The 16,839-nt window shown below is 67.3% G+C and carries 16 protein-coding genes; 7 read left to right on the plus strand and 9 right to left on the minus strand.

The features are described from left to right. Positions 1–382: 382 nt before the first annotated feature. Both ACU5AP_RS14745 and ACU5AP_RS14750 read right to left on the minus strand, forming a co-directional pair. The gene (locus ACU5AP_RS14745) at positions 383–811 is read right to left on the minus strand and encodes a CBS domain-containing protein (protein WP_446681425.1); all 429 of its coding nucleotides are present in this window, start codon (positions 809–811) and stop codon (positions 383–385) included. Between the two features lie 72 nt (positions 812–883). After that, entirely contained in the window at positions 884–1,552 is a 669-nt protein-coding gene (locus ACU5AP_RS14750) for a rhomboid family intramembrane serine protease (protein ID WP_128719684.1), read from the minus strand. A gap of 143 nt (positions 1,553–1,695) precedes the next feature. Between ACU5AP_RS14750 and hfaA the strand changes: the two genes are divergently transcribed. The 4 genes from hfaA to ACU5AP_RS14770 all read left to right on the plus strand — a co-directional run bounded on the left by hfaA (position 1,696) and on the right by ACU5AP_RS14770 (position 7,326). Beyond that, on the plus strand, positions 1,696–2,112 hold the full coding sequence (gene hfaA / locus ACU5AP_RS14755) for a holdfast anchoring protein HfaA (protein ID WP_138141739.1): 417 nt from the start codon (positions 1,696–1,698) through the stop codon (positions 2,110–2,112). Then, positions 2,109–3,128, plus strand: a complete 1,020-nt coding sequence (hfaB, locus tag ACU5AP_RS14760) for a holdfast anchoring protein HfaB (protein WP_313415551.1) — start codon at positions 2,109–2,111, stop codon at positions 3,126–3,128. Before hfaA ends, hfaB begins: the two co-directional genes overlap by 4 nt. Continuing rightward, positions 3,055–4,308, plus strand: a complete 1,254-nt coding sequence (hfaD, locus tag ACU5AP_RS14765) for a holdfast anchor protein HfaD (RefSeq protein WP_446681426.1) — start codon at positions 3,055–3,057, stop codon at positions 4,306–4,308. The genes hfaB and hfaD overlap by 74 nt, the downstream gene beginning before the upstream one ends. 138 nt (positions 4,309–4,446) lie before the next feature. Next, the gene (locus tag ACU5AP_RS14770) at positions 4,447–7,326 is read left to right on the plus strand and encodes a M16 family metallopeptidase (RefSeq protein ID WP_446681427.1); all 2,880 of its coding nucleotides are present in this window, start codon (positions 4,447–4,449) and stop codon (positions 7,324–7,326) included. Between the two features lie 126 nt (positions 7,327–7,452). On the opposite strand, the gene ACU5AP_RS14775 is transcribed toward ACU5AP_RS14770, so the two are convergent. Both ACU5AP_RS14775 and ACU5AP_RS14780 read right to left on the minus strand, forming a co-directional pair. Then, on the minus strand, positions 7,453–8,382 hold the full coding sequence (locus ACU5AP_RS14775; RefSeq protein WP_223850948.1) for a hypothetical protein: 930 nt from the start codon (positions 8,380–8,382) through the stop codon (positions 7,453–7,455). Between the two features lie 168 nt (positions 8,383–8,550). Beyond that, positions 8,551–9,081 carry a gamma carbonic anhydrase family protein gene (locus ACU5AP_RS14780; protein WP_446681428.1) on the minus strand — a complete coding sequence of 177 codons (531 nt, stop codon included), beginning with the start codon at positions 9,079–9,081 and terminating at the stop codon, positions 8,551–8,553. 299 nt (positions 9,082–9,380) lie between these two features. On the opposite strand from ACU5AP_RS14780, the gene ACU5AP_RS14785 reads away from it, so the two are divergent. Beyond that, positions 9,381–10,160: a PhoH family protein gene (locus tag ACU5AP_RS14785; RefSeq protein WP_346520543.1), complete on the plus strand. Its 780-nt coding sequence runs from the start codon at positions 9,381–9,383 to the stop codon at positions 10,158–10,160. A 335-nt stretch (positions 10,161–10,495) separates the two neighbouring features. Here the strand turns inward: ACU5AP_RS14785 and dxs are convergent, their stop codons facing one another. From dxs to ACU5AP_RS14810, 5 genes are all read right to left on the minus strand, one after another. After that, positions 10,496–12,406 carry a 1-deoxy-D-xylulose-5-phosphate synthase gene (gene dxs / locus ACU5AP_RS14790; RefSeq protein WP_446681429.1) on the minus strand — a complete coding sequence of 637 codons (1,911 nt, stop codon included), beginning with the start codon at positions 12,404–12,406 and terminating at the stop codon, positions 10,496–10,498. A 66-nt stretch (positions 12,407–12,472) separates the two neighbouring features. Beyond that, a complete protein-coding gene (locus ACU5AP_RS14795; RefSeq protein ID WP_088412106.1) occupies positions 12,473–13,345 on the minus strand; it encodes a polyprenyl synthetase family protein in 873 nt (290 codons plus the stop codon). A 35-nt stretch (positions 13,346–13,380) separates the two neighbouring features. Next, entirely contained in the window at positions 13,381–13,737 is a 357-nt protein-coding gene (locus ACU5AP_RS14800) for a tRNA-binding protein (RefSeq protein ID WP_341023788.1), read from the minus strand. Beyond that, positions 13,737–13,994 (minus strand): exodeoxyribonuclease VII small subunit, encoded by a 258-nt coding sequence (locus ACU5AP_RS14805; RefSeq protein WP_040344421.1) that lies wholly within the window; start codon positions 13,992–13,994, stop codon positions 13,737–13,739. Before ACU5AP_RS14805 ends, ACU5AP_RS14800 begins: the two co-directional genes overlap by 1 nt. Positions 13,995–14,054: 60 nt before the next feature. After that, positions 14,055–14,693: a histidine phosphatase family protein gene (locus tag ACU5AP_RS14810; RefSeq protein WP_003163512.1), complete on the minus strand. Its 639-nt coding sequence runs from the start codon at positions 14,691–14,693 to the stop codon at positions 14,055–14,057. A gap of 235 nt (positions 14,694–14,928) precedes the next feature. Here ACU5AP_RS14810 and ACU5AP_RS14815 point away from each other — a divergent pair, with 235 nt between their 5' ends. Next, the gene (locus ACU5AP_RS14815) at positions 14,929–15,456 is read left to right on the plus strand and encodes an N-acetyltransferase family protein (protein WP_446681430.1); all 528 of its coding nucleotides are present in this window, start codon (positions 14,929–14,931) and stop codon (positions 15,454–15,456) included. Positions 15,457–15,477: 21 nt separating this feature from the next. Further along, entirely contained in the window at positions 15,478–16,656 is a 1,179-nt protein-coding gene (locus tag ACU5AP_RS14820) for a vWA domain-containing protein (protein WP_446681431.1), read from the plus strand. Positions 16,657–16,839 lie beyond the last annotated feature (183 nt).

The raw sequence follows: 16,839 nt of genomic DNA on the forward strand, positions 1-16,839 counted from the left end.
TCCGGAAGGAGCGGCGGAGGCGGCTATCTAGTGAGAGCCGATCTCCTTGTCAACCGGGCTTTTCAGCCTTTCTGCTTTTTCCGAAACCGAAGCTTCGAAGGCCGCAGCAAAACGCCGGGAAAACCGAGAGGCTATCCCTCAACTCAATCCAGCGATTCGATTGAAGCGCGGAACCTAACCGATCCAACCATCCGAAGCAAGACGCTTTTTCAAGCCCTCACCCCGAACAAAACCCCGAAAACCAAGTCTCCGAAGCCCGCTGGGCCAGCCCGTCTCCGAGCGAGGCGGCGATATACGAGGCGCTCTTCGAACTGGCAAGCGGCAAAAGCGGCTTTCCCGATCTATCCACAGAACGGGCGCTTATGCACAGGACGGGGCCGCCCTACCCCGCCGCTATATAGGTGCGCAGGCTCTCAGCTTCCTGCGTGGCCTGGGCGATCTGGCATTTGACTACGTCGCCGATCGAGACGACGCCGGCCAGCCGCTTGTCCAGCAATACGGGCAGATGGCGGATTCGGCGATCGGTCATGCGCGCCATCAGCGCCTCGACCGTTTCGGCGGGATCGGCGAAGACCACTTCGCTCGTCATATAATCGGAGACGGGACGCTTCAGCGCCTCGGGGCCGTCGCGGGAGATGGCGCGAACGATGTCGCGCTCGGACAGGACGCCGACCACGCCTGCGTCCTGACAGACGATCAACGCCCCGACCTGGCGTCGCTCCAGTTCGGCGCAGGCGTCATTCAGAGAGGCGTCCGGCGCCAGGGTGAAGACGGCGTCTCCCTTGCCCTTGAGAATCTCGGCGACCAGCATGGCGACTTCCTCCTTATGGGCAGGCCGTCGTCCGCGCGTGTCGCGGACCGGCCGCAAGGCGGACAGGTTCGCTCAGACGCCGCCGATAGGCAAATCACGGCGCGCGGCGAACCAGCCGCCGATGGGGCCGATGGCGAGGATGCCGAACAGGAAGCCGACGGCGTGCGCTTCCCAGGCGATGCGGGCCCCGTCCGCGCCCGGCGCCAGGCCGATCAGGCCCACAATGAGATTCACCGCCATCCATGCAGCGGACGCTTTCAGAACCATCGGATGAAACAGCGGCAGGACTCGCCCATGCCCGCCCATCAACCGGGTCGCGGCGCCGATCAGGCCGAAAACCGCGCCCGAAGCTCCGACCAGCGGCGCCATGCTGTTCGGATGCACTAGGCCATAGCCCAGCGCCGCCACGGCGCCCGCCGCTATATAGAAGAGAATGAAGACCAGCGGCCCCGGCCCGCGCTCCATCAGCCGCCCGACCGGCGCGCCGAAGGCCAGAGCGCCCACGGCGTTCATCGTCACATGGGCCCAACCGCCGTGCAGCAGCATGGAGGTGAACAGGCCCGCCCATTGTCCGCGCCACAGCTCCGCCGGGACGAAGGCCATGGAGAGTCCCTGATCGGGAAGCCGTTCCTGCAGATAGAAGAGCACCGGCATGGAAGCTGCGATCAGCAGAGGCAGGAAGGGCGCGTTGAAGATCTTTTCGCGCGGCGGCCGCGGCGAACGGGCGTCAGATTGGGACATTCGCCCTTGATGGGGCCAGTCGCATCCGATCTCAAGACGCCGTTTTGCGCCAATACGACACTGAAACGGTATGGCACGGTCATTGCGTGAGCCGTTCCAGAAGTTCTCGGGAGCGCCTTATGTCGTCTCATAGCCTGACACTCATGACCGTAGCGGCCGCCGCCGTCCTGGCGGTCCTGCCCGCCGGCTCGGCCGCCGCGCAGTCGACCGGCTCGGCTGGAGCGGGCCAGTTCCAGGCCGGCTACGGCGCCTCGCGCTACACTACGGCCCAGGCCAGCCGCGGCACGACCCGCGACGCCAACGGCAATCGCCTGGTCGTCGACGGCATCATTCAGCAGAACGGCAGCGCCTATTCGCGCAGCGACAGCAACGCCTCGTCGAGCTACCTCAACGGCGGCGTCGGCTCGGGCGGCGGAACCAACATCGGCGGCTCCACCGCCATCGGCAACAACCTGAATGTGGTCGTCCAGGGCAACCGCAACACGGTCGTCGTCAACTCCAACCAGACCAACAACGGCGCCATCAACGCCGGCGCCACCCTGAACGGGCCCCGTCCATGAACATCTCCGCCATCCGTCGCTCGCCCGTGCGCGCCTTCGGCTGCGTCGCCGCCGCTGCTGCTCTGCTGAGCGGCTGCGCCACCTCGGCCGGTCCCTCGGGCCAGTACGCCAAGCCGATCGGCAATGCGCCGGTCACGTCGAACCCGACGCCCTATTCGACCGCGCTCTACTGCCTGGCCGACTATGCGCGCCGCTACAACCTGCCCTCGCCGCGCATGGCGGTGGGCCGGATCAGCGACTACACCGGCTCCATCTCCTCGGACGGCGGCCGCCAGATCACCCAGGGCGCGTCCCTGATGGCCAACACCGCCCTGGCGAAGGCCGGCGCCCGCATCGTCGAGCGCTACGACACCTCGGTGTCCGAGCTTGAGCTGCGCTACGCCAACAACAAGCTGATCGGCGACGACGTGCCGAACGGCGCCCCCCAGGACGCCGCCTTCCGCCGCATCCTGGCCGGTCAGGTGCCGGGCTCGGACTTCTATGTGGTCGGCGGCATCACCGAGGTGAACTACAACATCCGCTCGGGCGGCTTCGACATCGCCGGCGGCGAAGTGGGCCAGAACGGCGGCTCGGGCCTGCTGACCGGCAAGGTGTTCGTGATGAACGTCGCGATCGACCTGCGCCTGGTGCAGACCACCACCCTCGAGGTCGTGGACGTCGTCTCCTATCAGAAGCAGATCGTCGGCCGTGAAGTGTCGGCGGGCGTCTTCGACTTCCTGAACGGCAACGTCTTCGACATCTCGGCCGGCACCAGCGGCCTGGAGCCGGTCCAGCTGGCGGTCCGCGCCCTGGTCGAACGCGCCACGGTCGAATTCATGGCCAATCTGTACGGCGCCCCCGGCCCGGAAATCTGCCTCAACCCCGCCAACGACCCGCTGGGCGACAGCCCGGTCGGCGCCACCGGCGGCTACTATCCTGCTTACGCAAACACGGACACGAACAATGGCCAAACTCGCGCCGACCCGTCTCGCTGGCACGATCGCCGCGACAGCGCTGTGCGTGGCGGCGGCCGCTGAGGCTTCCGCTCAGGACCGCGGGCTGGTCCTGAATGAACAGCTCAACCTGGGCGACGTCATCAGCGGTCAACGCCTGAACGTCGTCAACGTCAGCGACAACGTCGCCGTGTCGAACACCGCCATGGGCAACGCCCTGTCCGGCGGCGCCGACGGCCGCGCCGCCGACGTCCGCTCGACCCAGGACATGCAGGGCGCCGCCGTGGCGGACACCTCCCTGACCCTGCGCGGAGAGACCGGCTATGTGAACAGCGTGACCCAGGCGCGCGGCAACTATCTGGCCGGGACCGCGGTCAACACGGGCATCGATGTCGACGCCGGTCAGAACCTGAACGGCGACGTCACCGCGCGCAGCCAGATCGTGGAGACCGGCGCTCGCCTGAACTACGGCGGCCACGTCTCGGCCGACGCCATCGGCAACACCATCGCCCTGGGCGCAAGCGGCACGGGCGAACAGCGCGGCGCCGTCACGGGGCGCACCGATCAGAACTCGACCGGCGAAATCTACGCCGAAAACGAAGCCCGCTTCACCTACGCCCCGGCGCCGGCCGTCTTCAGCAGCCAGGCTTCGGCCAACGCCGTGCAGGCGACCTCGACGCCGAACTCGCACCAGAATCTGGCGGTCAACCAGAACGCCTCGGGCGCAGGCGTCACCGCCTGGACCGGCGTGTGGGCGGGCAACGCCTGGGACATCGCCGCGCGCAGCCGCGCCGCCTCCAACCAGGCCGCCTTCTACAACCAGGGCGGTTCGCTGGTCGTGGATGTGGATCAGCAGAACGCGGCGGAAGTGCTGTCGCGCACCGAGCTCAGCTCCTATGACTTCGGCGCCGCCCATTCGACGGCCGAGGCCGTGGGCAATGAGGTTCATGCGGGCAACAACGACATCTATGTCAGCATCGACAACACCCAGATGAACACCGGCGGCGTCACCGCCAGCGCCGGTTTCACGGGTCAGAACGGTTACGACGCCTACGTCGGCGCCAATGCGGCCGGCAACGCCGTCACCGGCTTCGGCTGCTCGACCTGCGGCAGCGACCTGAACGTGCGCAACAGCCAGACCAACATGGGCGACGTGCGGGCGACGGCGAAGACCAACATCAACGGCTGGGGCCGCAACGTCGTCGCGGGCGCCAACGCCGTCGGCAACACGGCGAGCTTCTACGTCACCAATCCGGGAAATTAACTTTCGGTAACTTGAGGTAGTCAAGCTCGTTTGTCACCGTGAACAGGCGCGAGGCTGAAGAAGCTTCGCGCCTGTCTTACGTGCAGGGCCGCAATCAGTCCCGGGGGCCGCCCGCTCGCACGTCGCGGAGACTACTGAATGCGATCCCCTCGCCGCCTGCTCCTGCTTGCCGCGTCCAGTCTCGCCCTGATGGGCGGAGCCGCGCTTCCCGCCGTCGCCCTGACCCCGCCGTCAGCGGTCGCGACGCAGGACGCCCAATCTTCCAGGCCCTGGGCCCAGTCGACCAGCGACATTCCCGCCGACGCGGCCGTGCGCTTCGGCGTCCTGCCCAACGGCATGCGCTACGCCATCCTGAAGAACGCCACCCCGCCCGGTCAGGCGTCGCTGCGCCTGCGGATCGCGGCCGGTTCGCTGATGGAGAACGAGGACCAGTTGGGCCTCGCTCACTTCATGGAGCACATGGCCTTCAACGGCACGACGAACGTGCCCGAGAATGAGCTGCTGCGGATTCTGGAGCGTCTGGGTCTGGCCTTCGGCGCCGACACCAACGCCTTCACCAGCTTCGACCAGACCGCCTATACGCTGGAGCTGCCGCGCACCAACGACGAGACCGTCGACACCTCGCTGCGGATCATGCGCGAACAGGTCTCCGAAGCCCTGATGAAGGCGGAAGACATCGACGCCGAGCGCGGCGTGATCGAGGGTGAAGAGCGCCTGCGCAACACCCCCGCCCTGCGCTCGCTGAAGGCGCAGATCGCCCTGCTGGCGCCCGGCCAGCGTCTGTCGAACCGTCTGCCGATCGGCGACCTCAGCATCATCCGCAGCGCCCCGCGCGAGCGCTTCGTCGAGTTCTACGAAGCCTATTACCGCCCCGAGCGCGCCACCATGATCGCGGTCGGCGACTTCGACGTCGATCAGATGGAAGCCAAGATCAAGGCGACCTTCTCGGACTGGACGCCCAAGGCCGCCGACGGTCCCGAGCCCGATTTGGGACAGGTCGCTCCGCGTCAGCCCGAGACCCGCATCCTGGTCGAGCCGGGCGTGCAGTCCTCGGTCCAGTTGAACTGGATCCGCAACCCCGACCTTGATCCCGACACGGCCGCACAACGTCGCGACGCGCTGCTGCAGAACCTGGGCATGGCCGTGCTGAACCGTCGCCTGGGCGAACTGGCCCGCGCCGACAACCCGCCCTTCATCGGCGCCGGCGGCGGCCAGGGAACTCTATTCAAGACCCTGGACCTCAGCAGCGTCTCGGCCGCCTTCAACCCCGGCGGCATCAAGCGCGCGCTGGAGACCATCGAGCAGGAACAGCGCCGCCTGGTGCAGTTCGGCGTCTCGCAAGTCGAACTGGATCGCGAAGTCGCCAACACCCGCACTGCGCTGGAAAACGCCGTTCAGGCCGCAGCGACGCGCAGCACCCCGGCGCTGGCCAACGCCCTGCTGGGCGCCGCCAACGACGACAAGGTGTTCTCGGCGCCCGCCACTGACCTGGCCCTGTTCGAAGCCGCAGTGAAGGATCTCAAGGCGGAACAGGTCAGCGCCGAGGTCAAGCGCGCATTCGAAGGTCAGGGCCCGCTTGCCCTGGTCATCACGCCCGAACCGATTGAGGGCGGCGAGGCGGCCGTCACCGCCCTGCTGGAAGCCAGCCGCGCCACCCCCGTGACCGCTCCGGCCGCCCAGGTCGAACTGGAATGGCCCTACGCCGACTTCGGCGCCGCCGCCACGCCAGCCTCGACCACCGAAGTCGCCGCGGTCGGCGCTACCGTCGTCACCTTCCCCAACGGCGTGCGCCTGACCGTCAAGCCGACGGCCTTCAAGGATCAGCAGATCCTGATCTCGGTCCGCACCGGCATCGGCGAAATGGGTCTGCCGACCGACCGCTTCACGTCTCAGTCGCTGGCCCCCATGGTCTTCACGGCGGGCGGTCTGGGCAAGCTGACGGCGGACGAGCTGAACCGCGTCCTGACCGGCAAGATCTACGGCGCGGGCTTCGCCATCGACGGCGATGCCTATCAGCTGTCGGGCGCCACTCGCCCGGCCGATCTGCAACTGCAGATGCAGGTGCTGGCCGCCTATCTGACCGATCCGGGCCTGCGCCCGGCGCCGTTCGAGCAGATCAAGGCCGTCCTGCCGCAGTTCATGGCTCAGCAGATGGCGACCCCCAGCGGCGCCTTCAGCCTTCAGGCCAGCGGCCTGCTGGCCAGCGGCGATAAGCGCGAATCCATGCCCTCGCCGCAGGAAATCGCGGCCTTCACCCTGGATGAGCTGAAGCAGGGCGTGGTTCAAGGCCTGGCCTCCGGCCCGATCGACATCGTCATGGTCGGCGACGTGAAGGTCGAGGACGCCGTCGCCTCGGTCGCCTCAACCTTCGCCGCCCTCCCCGCCCGCGCTCCGGCCACTCAGCCGATGGCCGGTTCGGATCAGCGCCGCTTCCCGGCGCCGACGGCCCAGCCGATCCGCCTGACCCACGCCGGTCCGGCCGAGCAGGGACTGGCCTATATCGCCTGGCCGACCACGGATGCGGTCAACGATCGCACCGAGTCGCGCCGGGCCGCCATCCTGGCCGAGGTGCTGAAGCTGCGCGTCCTGGACGAAATCCGCGAGAAGCAGGCCCTGGCCTATTCGCCGAGCGTCCGCGCCACAGCGTCCGACGTGTTCCAGGGCTATGGCTCCATCTCGATCACAGCCGACACGGCGCCCGAGAAGTTCGGCGCCTTCTTCAGCGCCGTCGGCGCCATCATCGCCGACCTGCGCGACAAGCCGGTCAGCGAGGACGAGCTGAACCGCGCGCGCCTGCCGGTGATCGAGTCCCTGCGCCGCAGCCAGGCCGGCAACGAATACTGGCTGGGCCAACTGGAGGATCTGGCCGCCAGGCCCGCCTCCCTGGAGCAGATCCAGACGCACATCAGCGACCTGGAATCCTTCACCGCCGCCGACATCCAGGTGGCCGCGCGTCAGTATCTGAAGCCAGACACGGCGTGGAAGGCCGAGGTCGTCTCGGCCAGCGCCGCGCAATAAGACGGCCTTAGACGAAGAAAGGGCCCCGTTCCGCAAGGAACGGGGCCCAGTCGTTTAGGCCTATCGACGGAGAGTCGATGCCTGGACCTTAGGCGTCTGCGCCTGTCGCCAGGCTGAACAGCCGGTTCAGAAAACCCGGCCGCCGACCCCGCCGTCCATCATGATCATGCCCGTGGACGCCGCGCCCTCGACCATTTCCTCGCGATACTCGGTGTAGGTCTCTTCGCGCATCATGGTCAGCACCTTCACGCCGGCGCCGTAGCGACGCAGCAGCGAACGTTCGTTGCACTGACGCGCCTGCTTTTCGGGACGGCATTCCAGACGCCCGCCCGCGCCGTGCCACAGGGCGTCCCCCTTGTTGCAGGCCACAGTCTCGCCCGGCGCGCCTTCGGCGTCGCTGATGGTCCATTGCAGCTTGGTGCCCGCCAGGCAGCGATACAGTTCGCCGTCATAGCTGTTGGCGACGTCGCGGCCCGGCGTCACCTGGGACGCGGGGTGCGGCACATTGCGGTCGTCGATGCAGACGGCCTGCAGCACGACCTGCTTCTCGATGCGGCGCGTGGCGGTGAAGGGCACGCGCACCGACTGCATCCCGCCCTGGACGTTCAGGCCCTGGATGGTGGTCGGATAGGGCTGGTCGACGTTGAAGTAAGCGCCGCCGCCGCCCGCGACGATGACCGTCGAGCCTGCTCGCGATCCGGCCCAGGCGCGCGCCGAGGCGTTGGCGCTGGCGTTCGCATTGACGTTCACGTTGACGTTCACATTGCCGCCGCCCGAGCCGCAGCACGGAGGGGGCGGAGGCGGCAGGCAACCGCCCCCGGCGCAAGGCGGCGTCACCGGCGGACGCGGCGGCAGACAGCCGCTGGGGCCGCACCCCCCGCCCGGCGGCGTCACCGGCGGGGTGATCGGCGGCGAAGGCGGCAAGATCGGAGGGTTGGGCGGCGGAGGCGGCAGGCAGCTCGAAGGCCCGCACTGCGCCGCAGCGGCGTCAGCGACCGCCATCAGCCCCACAAAGGCCACGGCGCCCGCCAGCATTTTCGTAATCCCTATCCGCATGGGATCGGACTCCTGCATTGATCGTCAGCAGGGGCGATGCAAGCGCCGGGCCGTTTCAAGCGTCCGACATTGGGCGGTTTCATCCCCCTTGAGGCGAGTTTGCGCCATTCCGCCTCGCCCATCCCCAGGGCTGTCCCATTGTGAGCCGTGCCATTGTGGTGCGACGGCTCAGCCGATCGGCTTCAGGCCCGTCACATAGCGCCCCCAGTTCTGGACATAGTGCTGCGCCGACATCCGGAGGCCTTCGATCTGACCCTCATCCAATTCCCGGACCACCTTGCCGGGCTGGCCCATGACCAGGCTGTTGTCGGGAATGACCTTGCCCTCGGTGATCAGGGCGTTGGCGCCGATCAGACAGTTCTTCCCGATGCGCGCCCCATTCAGAATGACCGCGCCGATGCCGATCAGGCTGTTGTCGCCGATCTCGCAGCCGTGCAGCATCACCTTATGCCCCACCGTCACCCCGGCGCCGATGGTCAGGGGCGAGCCGACGTCAGTATGCAGGATGCCGCCATCCTGAATATTCGTGTCCGCCCCGATGACGATGGGGTCGTTGTCCCCGCGCAGCACGGCGTTGAACCAGATGCTGGCGCCCGGATGCAGAATCACGTTCCCTAGAACGGTTGCATTCGGCGCGATCCAGTATTCGCCCTCCGGCGGAAGCTGAGGCTTGCTGTCGCCCAGGCTGTAAACACTCATCCGCACACCGCCTATTCTTCTTAAAATGAAGGCTTTAACCCTTCAGAAACCACGTTAGCATCAGACTGTTGATGCGATTCGGCAGGCCCCATTCGCCCCCGGATCCGAAGCCGGATCAAGCCCGGTCCGGTCAGACGCTGGAGAATGCGCTTGGCGTGTTCGCGACCAGTTCGGGGACGGCGACGCACCTGCTGCGGCGAAGACCCTGCGACCGTTCGGGACGGCTGCGCGACTTCGGCCCCCACCTCCCCCACCGACGACCAAGGCGAGACCCTGCCAGGCTCGCCTTTTTTCATGCCCTGGAGGCGTCCATGAGCAAACGATCGGCCATCAAGCGTCAGCTGCGCGAAGGCGTGCTGGATTCGCCCGAATTCATTCAGGACGCCAAGGTGCGGCGATTGCCCGCCCGCGTCGGCGGCTGGTCGCCCCTGCCCTCGAACGACGAGCGGGACCAGGGCTATCTCAAGACGCTGAAGCCCAAGTCGGACGGTCAGGCCGAACTGATGGAGGCCGTCGACCACGCCAATCTGGTGCTGGCGCTGGGGCCGGCGGGCACGGGCAAGACCTATCTGGCCGTCGCCAAGGCGGTCGAGGCGCTGGAGGCGGGCAAGGTCGGCCGCATCGTCCTGAGCCGTCCCGCCGTCGAGGCCGGGGAATCGATCGGCTTCCTGCCCGGCGACATGGAGGACAAGCTGGCCCCCTACCTGCGGCCGCTCTACGACGCCCTGTCGGACCGTCTGTCGATGAAGCGGGTCAAGGCCCTGATGGCCGAGGGCCTGATCGAGATCGCCCCCATCGGCTATATGCGCGGCCGCACCCTGAACAACGCCTTCATCGTCGTGGATGAGGCGCAGAACTGCACCTACGTCCAGCTGAAGATGCTGCTGACCCGGCTGGGCTGGCACTCGACCATGGTGGTCACGGGCGACCCGCACCAGTCGGACCTGCTGCCCGGCGTGTCGGGCCTGTCGGACATCGCCGAAAGACTTGAGGCCGTGCCCGAAATCGCCGTCGTCCGCCTGGCCGAACGCGACATCGTGCGCCATCCGCTGGTGGCCAGCATGATCGGAGTGCTGTGACCCTCGCCCTCCTCTGATGAGAGAAGAAAAAAATAGAGTCCAATTCGTCTGAATCGTCTGAAATCCCCTCTCGGCCCGGATGCAGTCTAGCACAGGCGCCGAGGGGGGATGGTGGATTGTGATTCAGCGACACCGTGCATCTCCGCTGGTGGCGGGCATGATCGGGGTATTGTGTTCCTTGTCCTTCTCCCCTTGCGGGAGAAGGTGGCAGGCGAAGCCTGACGGATGAGGGGTTGCGAGACGTCGGCCTCGCAACCCCTCATCGGATTTCGGAGAAACCCCTCATCCGGCCCTGACGGGCCACCTTCTCCCACAAGGGGAGAAGGAAGATCGGTTTACGCTCGCGCTGCCCGGCTGGCGTCGACGCCCAGCGCCATCACGGCGGCGGCGGCGATGTGTTCGGCGTTCAGACCGGCCTGGGCGTACATGACCTCGGGCTTGTCCTGATCCTGGAAGATGTCGGGCAGGTGCAGGGTGCGAATCTTGAGCCCGCCGTCCAGGGCGCCCTTCTCGGCCAGCAACTGAAGCACGAAGGCGCCGAAGCCGCCCATGGCGCCCTCTTCGACCGTAATGAGCGCCTCATGCTCGCGCGCCAAACGCAGGATCAGGTCGGCGTCCAGCGGCTTGGCGAAGCGGGCGTCGGCGACGGTGGCCGAGACGCCCTTGGCGGCCAGCATGTCGGCGGCCTTCAGCGATTCCTGCAGGCGGGTGCCCAGCGACAGGATGGCGACCGACGTGCCTTCGCGGACGATGCGGCCCTTGCCGATCTCCAGCGGGGCGGCCAGTTCGGGGATGTCGACGCCCACGCCCTCGCCGCGCGGATAGCGGAAGGCGCTGGGGCGGTCGTCGATGGCCAGCGAGGTCGAGATCATCGCCGCCAGTTCAGCCTCGTCCGAGGCCGCCATCAGCACCATACCCGGCAGAGCGCCCATATAGCCGATGTCGAACGAGCCCGCGTGGGTCGAGCCGTCGGCGCCCACCAGACCGGCGCGGTCCATGGCGAAGCGCACCGGCAGGGACTGGATCGCAACGTCGTGGACGACCTGGTCGTAACCGCGCTGCAGGAAGGTCGAATACAGGGCGCAGACCGGCTTCATCCCATCGGCGGCCAAGCCGGCGGCGAAGGTGACAGCATGCTGCTCGGCGATGCCGACGTCGAAGGTGCGGTCCGGGAAGGCCTGACCAAACAGGTCCAGCCCGGTGCCGGACGGCATGGCGGCGGTGATGGCCATGATGGTCGGGTCAGCCTGGGCGTGCTTGATCAGCTCGGTGCCGAAGACCTTGGTGTAGCTGGGGGCGTTGGAGACGGCCTTGGCCTGCTTGCCCGACACCACGTCGAACTTGACCACCGCGTGCAGCTTGTCGGCGCTGCTCTCGGCCGGGGCGTAGCCCTTGCCCTTTTGCGTAACGACGTGGACCAGCACCGGACGGTCGGTGATCGCCGCCGCATTCTTGAGGATGGGGACCAGATTCTCCATGTCGTGGCCGTCGATCGGCCCGACGTAGTAGAAGCCCAACTCCTCGAACAGGGTGCCGCCCACGATCATGCCGCGGGCGTATTCCTCGGCCTTGCGCGCGGCGTCGCGGAAAGGCCGCGGCATGTGGTCGACGAACTTCTTCCCGACCTTGCGGATGTTCTGATAGGCGCCGCCCGAGACCTGTTTGGCCAGATAGGCGCTCATGCCGCCGACGGGCGGGGCGATCGACATGTCGTTGTCGTTCAGCACCACCATCAACTGGCCGCTGGTGGCCTCGGCGGCGTTGTTCATCGCCTCATAGGCCATGCCCGCAGACATGGAGCCGTCGCCGATGACGGCCACGACCCGGTTGTTCCCGCCCTTGGCGTCCCGCGCGGCGGCGAAGCCCAGCGCCGCCGAGATGGAGGTCGAGGCGTGAGCCGCGCCGAACGGGTCGTATTCGCTCTCCGACCGCTTGGTGAAGCCCGACAGGCCGCCGCCCTGACGCAGGGTGCGCATACGGTCGCGCCGCCCGGTCAGGATCTTGTGCGGATAGCACTGGTGGCCGACGTCCCAGATCAGAATGTCCTGCGGCGTCTCGAAGACGTGGTGCAGGGCGACCGTCAGTTCGACCACGCCCAGACCCGCGCCCAGATGGCCGCCCGTCACAGACACGACGTCGATGGTCTCGGCCCGCACCTCGTCCGCCAGCTGTTTCAGCTGGGCGATGTCGAAGCCCCGCGTGTTGGCGGGAAACTTGACGGTGTCGAGAAGCGGGGTGTGGGGCATGGGGATCGGGGGCCTTCAGACGACGGAGCGTCAACAGTAACCCGCTGAGGGCGGGCGCGTTTCCTATCAGGACCGGCGCTTAAGCACAAAGTCCACGCTGGCCTTGAGGATTTCGGCCTCATGACCGAACAGGTCAAGGTGCGAGCGGGCCTGGTCGGCCAAATGCGCGACCCTCTGTCGCGCCGCATCGACGCCCAGCAGGGTCACGAAGTTGGTCTTGCCCAGGGCCGCGTCCTTGCCGCCCGCCGCCTTGCCCATCTCCTCGGCCGAGCCTTCGGCGTCCAGAACATCGTCGACGATCTGATAGGCCAAGCCGATGTCGTGGGCGAAGCTTGTCAGGGCGTGCCAGGCGGCTTCGTTGGCGTCGGCGATGATCAGCGGGATCTCGAAGGCGTAGGCGAACAGGGCGCCGGTCTTCAGACGCTGCATCCGGGCCACCCCGCCCAGATCGTCGCGCACCCCCATCAGGTCGATCATCTGGCCGCCCGCCATGCCGCGCGCGCCCGAGGCGAAGGACAGACGCCGCGCCAGTTCGCAGCGCACGGCCGCGTCGTCGTGCGTGTCCTCGTCCAGGATGATGTCGAAGGCCGCGGTCTGAAGCGCATCGCCCGCCAGAATGGCCGTCGCCTCATCATAGGCGATGTGCAGGGTCGGGCGGCCGCGACGCACGTCGTCGTCGTCCATCGCCGGCAGGTCGTCATGCACCAGGGAATAGGCGTGGACGCATTCCAGGGCGCAGGCGGCGCGCAGGGCCGCGCGCTCCTCGACCTCCAGCATCCGCCCCGCCTCGATGGCGAAGAAGGGACGCAGCCGCTTGCCCGGCCCCAGGGCCGCATAGCGCATGGCCTCGGTCAGGCGCGCTTCCGGGCCATCGGCGCGCGGCAGCAGTTGATCCAGGGCGACAGTGACCAGATCGGCGATCTCGGCCACGCGGTCGATGACTGCCTGTTCCGGCGAATTGGCGGCGAGTAGGGTCAAAACAGCCTCCCGCCCAGCGGCAGGTCGCGGTCGACGCCGGCCAGGACGACGTTCCCTTCCGCGTCCGGGAAGCCCAGCGTCAGCACCTCGGACATCACCGGCCCAATCTGGCGCGGCGGGAAGTTGACGACAGCGGCGACCTTGCGGCCGTGCAGCTCGTCCAGGGTGTAGTGATGGGTGATCTGGGCCGAGGACTTCTTGACGCCGATCGCCTCGCCAAAGTCGATGGTCAGCTTATAGGCGGGCTTGCGGGCCTCTGGGAACGGCTCGGCCTTGATGATCCGGCCGATGCGAACATCCACCTTCATGAAGTCGTCGAAGCCGATCTGCGGCGCGATTTCGGAACCGGACATCAGCCGAACTCGGCCGGTTCGACGCCCTTGGCCTGGCCGTCGGCGCCGACGACGATCTTCTCGACCCGCAGTTGGGCGGCCTTCAGCCGCGCCTCGCAGTGAGCCTTCAGCCGTGCGCCCTCTTCATACAGGGCGATGGATTCCTCGAGCGGGGCCTGACCCGATTCCAGGCGCGAAACGATGCCCTCCAGACGCGACAGGGCGTCCTCGAAGCTGAGGTCGGCGGGCACGGCGGGGGAAGCGGATGCGTCAGTCATGATGGGCGCAACCTAGAGAGGCAGGCGCGCCGCTTCAACGGCCTTCCTGACGCCGCGACGTCAGCGCTTCACGAAACGGCGCTGGGACCAGTATTTGAAGCCCTGGTTGTGGGCCAGACGCCAGCCGTGCGCCTTCAACCGCTGGCCGACCATGTGGTTGAAATAGCCGTGCGCCAGCACCAGAACGTCATGGCCTTCCGAGGCGCGGGCGATCAGGACGCGCGCGGCCTGATCGGCGCGGACCTCGGCCTCGGCGCGGGTCTCCTGGCCCTCGTGGTGGTTGAAGGCGTGCCACCAGATGCGCGAGATCACGCCCCAGTAGCGGGGCGACAGCTTGATCCAGGCCGGAAAATGCGGCGGCGGCAGGGGGGCCTCGATGAACAGGGCGTCGACCAGGACGTCGCGGCCCGGCGCGACGGCGCGGGCGGTTTCCTGCGCGCGCGGCCGAGTGGAGGCGTAGATCGCCCCGGCGCCCTCGGCCGTGCTCAATAGGGCCTGGGGCGGCGTCTGACCCGCACGCAGGCCGCCGATCTCATAACGCCCCCACCAGTCGCGATACTGGTCCGAGGTGATCATGCATTTGCGCGACAGCGCCGGCTCGCCATGGCGCGCCAGGGTGATCGCGCCATAGGCGGTCTCCGACTCGGCGGAGCCGGCGGCCGCAACCGGCGTCTGAACTGCGGATTCGGAATGAGTCATGAGTGCAGGAGAAGACATAGCACGGGGATCAGCCTGTGAAACCAAGGCCTTGGCGTCCCTTTACCTCCCCGATCCCAGCATTGGCGTGCGCCGCGAACAGCGCACCTTGGACAAAGGTGGTAGCTTCCGCCGCGCGCCCCTGCAACCACGCAAAGATGACGAGGCTGCAATGAACAGGGCGCGGAGCGTCCCGACGCGCCTTCACCCGGCCTCCGCGCGGCGCTATGCGTCGGTCATGAGCGAACCCGTGATCCGTCCCGCCCGCCCCGATGACGCCGCCGCCCTGGCCGTGGTGGGACGCCAGACCTTCATCGACACCTTCGTCACCGGCTTCGGCATCCCCTATCCGACCGCCGACCTGACCATGTTCCTGGACGCCAGCTTCAACGCCGAAGCCATCACCAAGAAGCTGGCCGAGCCCGGCGCCGTCTGGTGGGTGGCCGAGCGCGAGGGCGAACTGCTGGCCTTCGCCAACGCCGGACCGAACACCCTGCCCCACCCTGACGGCCGCGCCAGCCACGCGGAGCTGCGCCGCCTCTACGTCGGCAAGCAGGCGCAGGGCCTGGGCCTCGGCACGAAACTGCTGAAGATCTCGCTGGACTGGATGGAGGCCCACACCGACGGCCCCCTGTGGATCGGCGTCTGGAGCGGCAATCTGAAGGCGCAGAAGCTGTACGCCGCCTACGGCTTCGAGAAGGCGGGCGAGTATCAGTATCCGGTCGGCGCCTGGATGGACGACGAGTTCATCTTGCGGCGCGGCTAGGCCGGGGCCAGTCTTAAGCCCATGCTGCTGCCCTTCTTCACCGCCCTGCGCGAGGCCAAGGTGCCTGTGTCGCTCAAGGAATGGCTCCATCTGATGGAGGCCATGGACAAGGGCGTGGCGGGCCGCGACGTCGAAGCCTTCTACCACCTGTCGCGCGCCGTCCTGATCAAGGACGAGAAGCACTACGACCGTTTCGATCAGGTCTTCGGCAAGGTGTTCAAGGGGCTGGAGGGCCTCGGCCCCGGCGAAGAGATCACCGCCGACATCCCCGAGGACTGGCTGCGGCTGCTGACAGAAAAATACCTGACCGACGAGGAAAAGGCCCAGATCGAGGCGCTCGGCGGGTTCGAGCAGCTGATGGAGACGCTGAAGCAGCGCCTCGAAGAACAGAAAGAGCGCCACCAGGGCGGCAACCGCTGGATCGGCACGGGCGGCACCAGCCCCTTCGGCCACGGCGGCTACAACCCCGAGGGCGTCCGCATCGGCGGCCCCGGACGTCACGGCCGCGCGGTCAAGGTCTGGGAAAAGCGCGAGTACCGCAATCTGGACGACACGATCGAACTGGGCACGCGCAACATCAAGGTGGCCCTACGCCGCCTGCGCCGCTTCGCCCGCGAGGGCGCGGCGGAGGAACTGGACATCGACGGCACCATCGACGGCACGGCGCGTCAGGGCTGGCTGGACATCCACATGCGGCCCGAGCGGCGCAACACCATCAAGGTGCTGCTGTTCCTCGACGTCGGCGGCTCGATGGACGGCCATATCCAGCTATGTGAAGAGCTGTTCTCCGCCGCGCGGACCGAGTTCAAGAACCTGGAGTTCTTCTACTTCCACAACTGCCTCTACGAAGGGGTGTGGAAGGACAACCGGCGCCGCCACAGCGAACGCACCCCGACCTGGAATCTGATCCACAAATACCCCGGCGACTGGCGCGCCATCTTCGTCGGCGACGCGACCATGTCGCCCTATGAAGTGACCATGCCCGGCGGCTCGGTCGAACACTGGAACGAGGAAGCCGGCGCCGTCTGGCTGAAACGCGCCCGCGAACAGTGGGACAAGTCGGTCTGGTTGAACCCGGTGCCCGAACGCCACTGGTCCTACACCCCCTCGGTCAGCCTGATCGGCGAGGTGATGGAGCACCGCATGTTCCCCCTGACGCTGGAAGGCCTGGAACAGGCCATGCGGACCCTGGCACGGTAACCTGCCCTCCCTTCACACGAAACGCCTTTCCGCAACCTCTATCGACGGAAGGGAGCAAAGATCCTGGGCGGATCAGAAGGCGCGCGTCACGCCGAAATTCACCTGGGTGTAGTCATAGGTGTAGCCACGGGCGACGGGGGTGTTGCTGTAGGTCAGGCCCGCTGTGAAGGCCCATTCGCGCAC

The sequence above is a fragment of the Brevundimonas sp. RM1 genome (assembly GCF_052907225.1).

Coding starts and splice junctions, on each gene's coding strand:
- ACU5AP_RS14745 (WP_446681425.1), bottom strand. CDS start 811: ATGCTGGTCGCCGAGATTCTCAAGGGCAAGGGAGACGCCGTCTTCACC.
- ACU5AP_RS14750 (WP_128719684.1), bottom strand. CDS start 1,552: ATGTCCCAATCTGACGCCCGTTCGCCGCGGCCGCCGCGCGAAAAGATC.
- hfaA (WP_138141739.1), top strand. CDS start 1,696: ATGACCGTAGCGGCCGCCGCCGTCCTGGCGGTCCTGCCCGCCGGCTCG.
- hfaB (WP_313415551.1), top strand. CDS start 2,109: ATGAACATCTCCGCCATCCGTCGCTCGCCCGTGCGCGCCTTCGGCTGC.
- hfaD (WP_446681426.1), top strand. CDS start 3,055: ATGGCCAAACTCGCGCCGACCCGTCTCGCTGGCACGATCGCCGCGACA.
- ACU5AP_RS14770 (WP_446681427.1), top strand. CDS start 4,447: ATGCGATCCCCTCGCCGCCTGCTCCTGCTTGCCGCGTCCAGTCTCGCC.
- ACU5AP_RS14775 (WP_223850948.1), bottom strand. CDS start 8,382: ATGCGGATAGGGATTACGAAAATGCTGGCGGGCGCCGTGGCCTTTGTG.
- ACU5AP_RS14780 (WP_446681428.1), bottom strand. CDS start 9,081: ATGAGTGTTTACAGCCTGGGCGACAGCAAGCCTCAGCTTCCGCCGGAG.
- dxs (WP_446681429.1), bottom strand. CDS start 12,406: ATGCCCCACACCCCGCTTCTCGACACCGTCAAGTTTCCCGCCAACACG.
- ACU5AP_RS14800 (WP_341023788.1), bottom strand. CDS start 13,737: ATGTCCGGTTCCGAAATCGCGCCGCAGATCGGCTTCGACGACTTCATG.
- ACU5AP_RS14805 (WP_040344421.1), bottom strand. CDS start 13,994: ATGACTGACGCATCCGCTTCCCCCGCCGTGCCCGCCGACCTCAGCTTC.
- ACU5AP_RS14810 (WP_003163512.1), bottom strand. CDS start 14,693: ATGACTCATTCCGAATCCGCAGTTCAGACGCCGGTTGCGGCCGCCGGC.
- ACU5AP_RS14815 (WP_446681430.1), top strand. CDS start 14,929: ATGAGCGAACCCGTGATCCGTCCCGCCCGCCCCGATGACGCCGCCGCC.
- ACU5AP_RS14820 (WP_446681431.1), top strand. CDS start 15,478: ATGCTGCTGCCCTTCTTCACCGCCCTGCGCGAGGCCAAGGTGCCTGTG.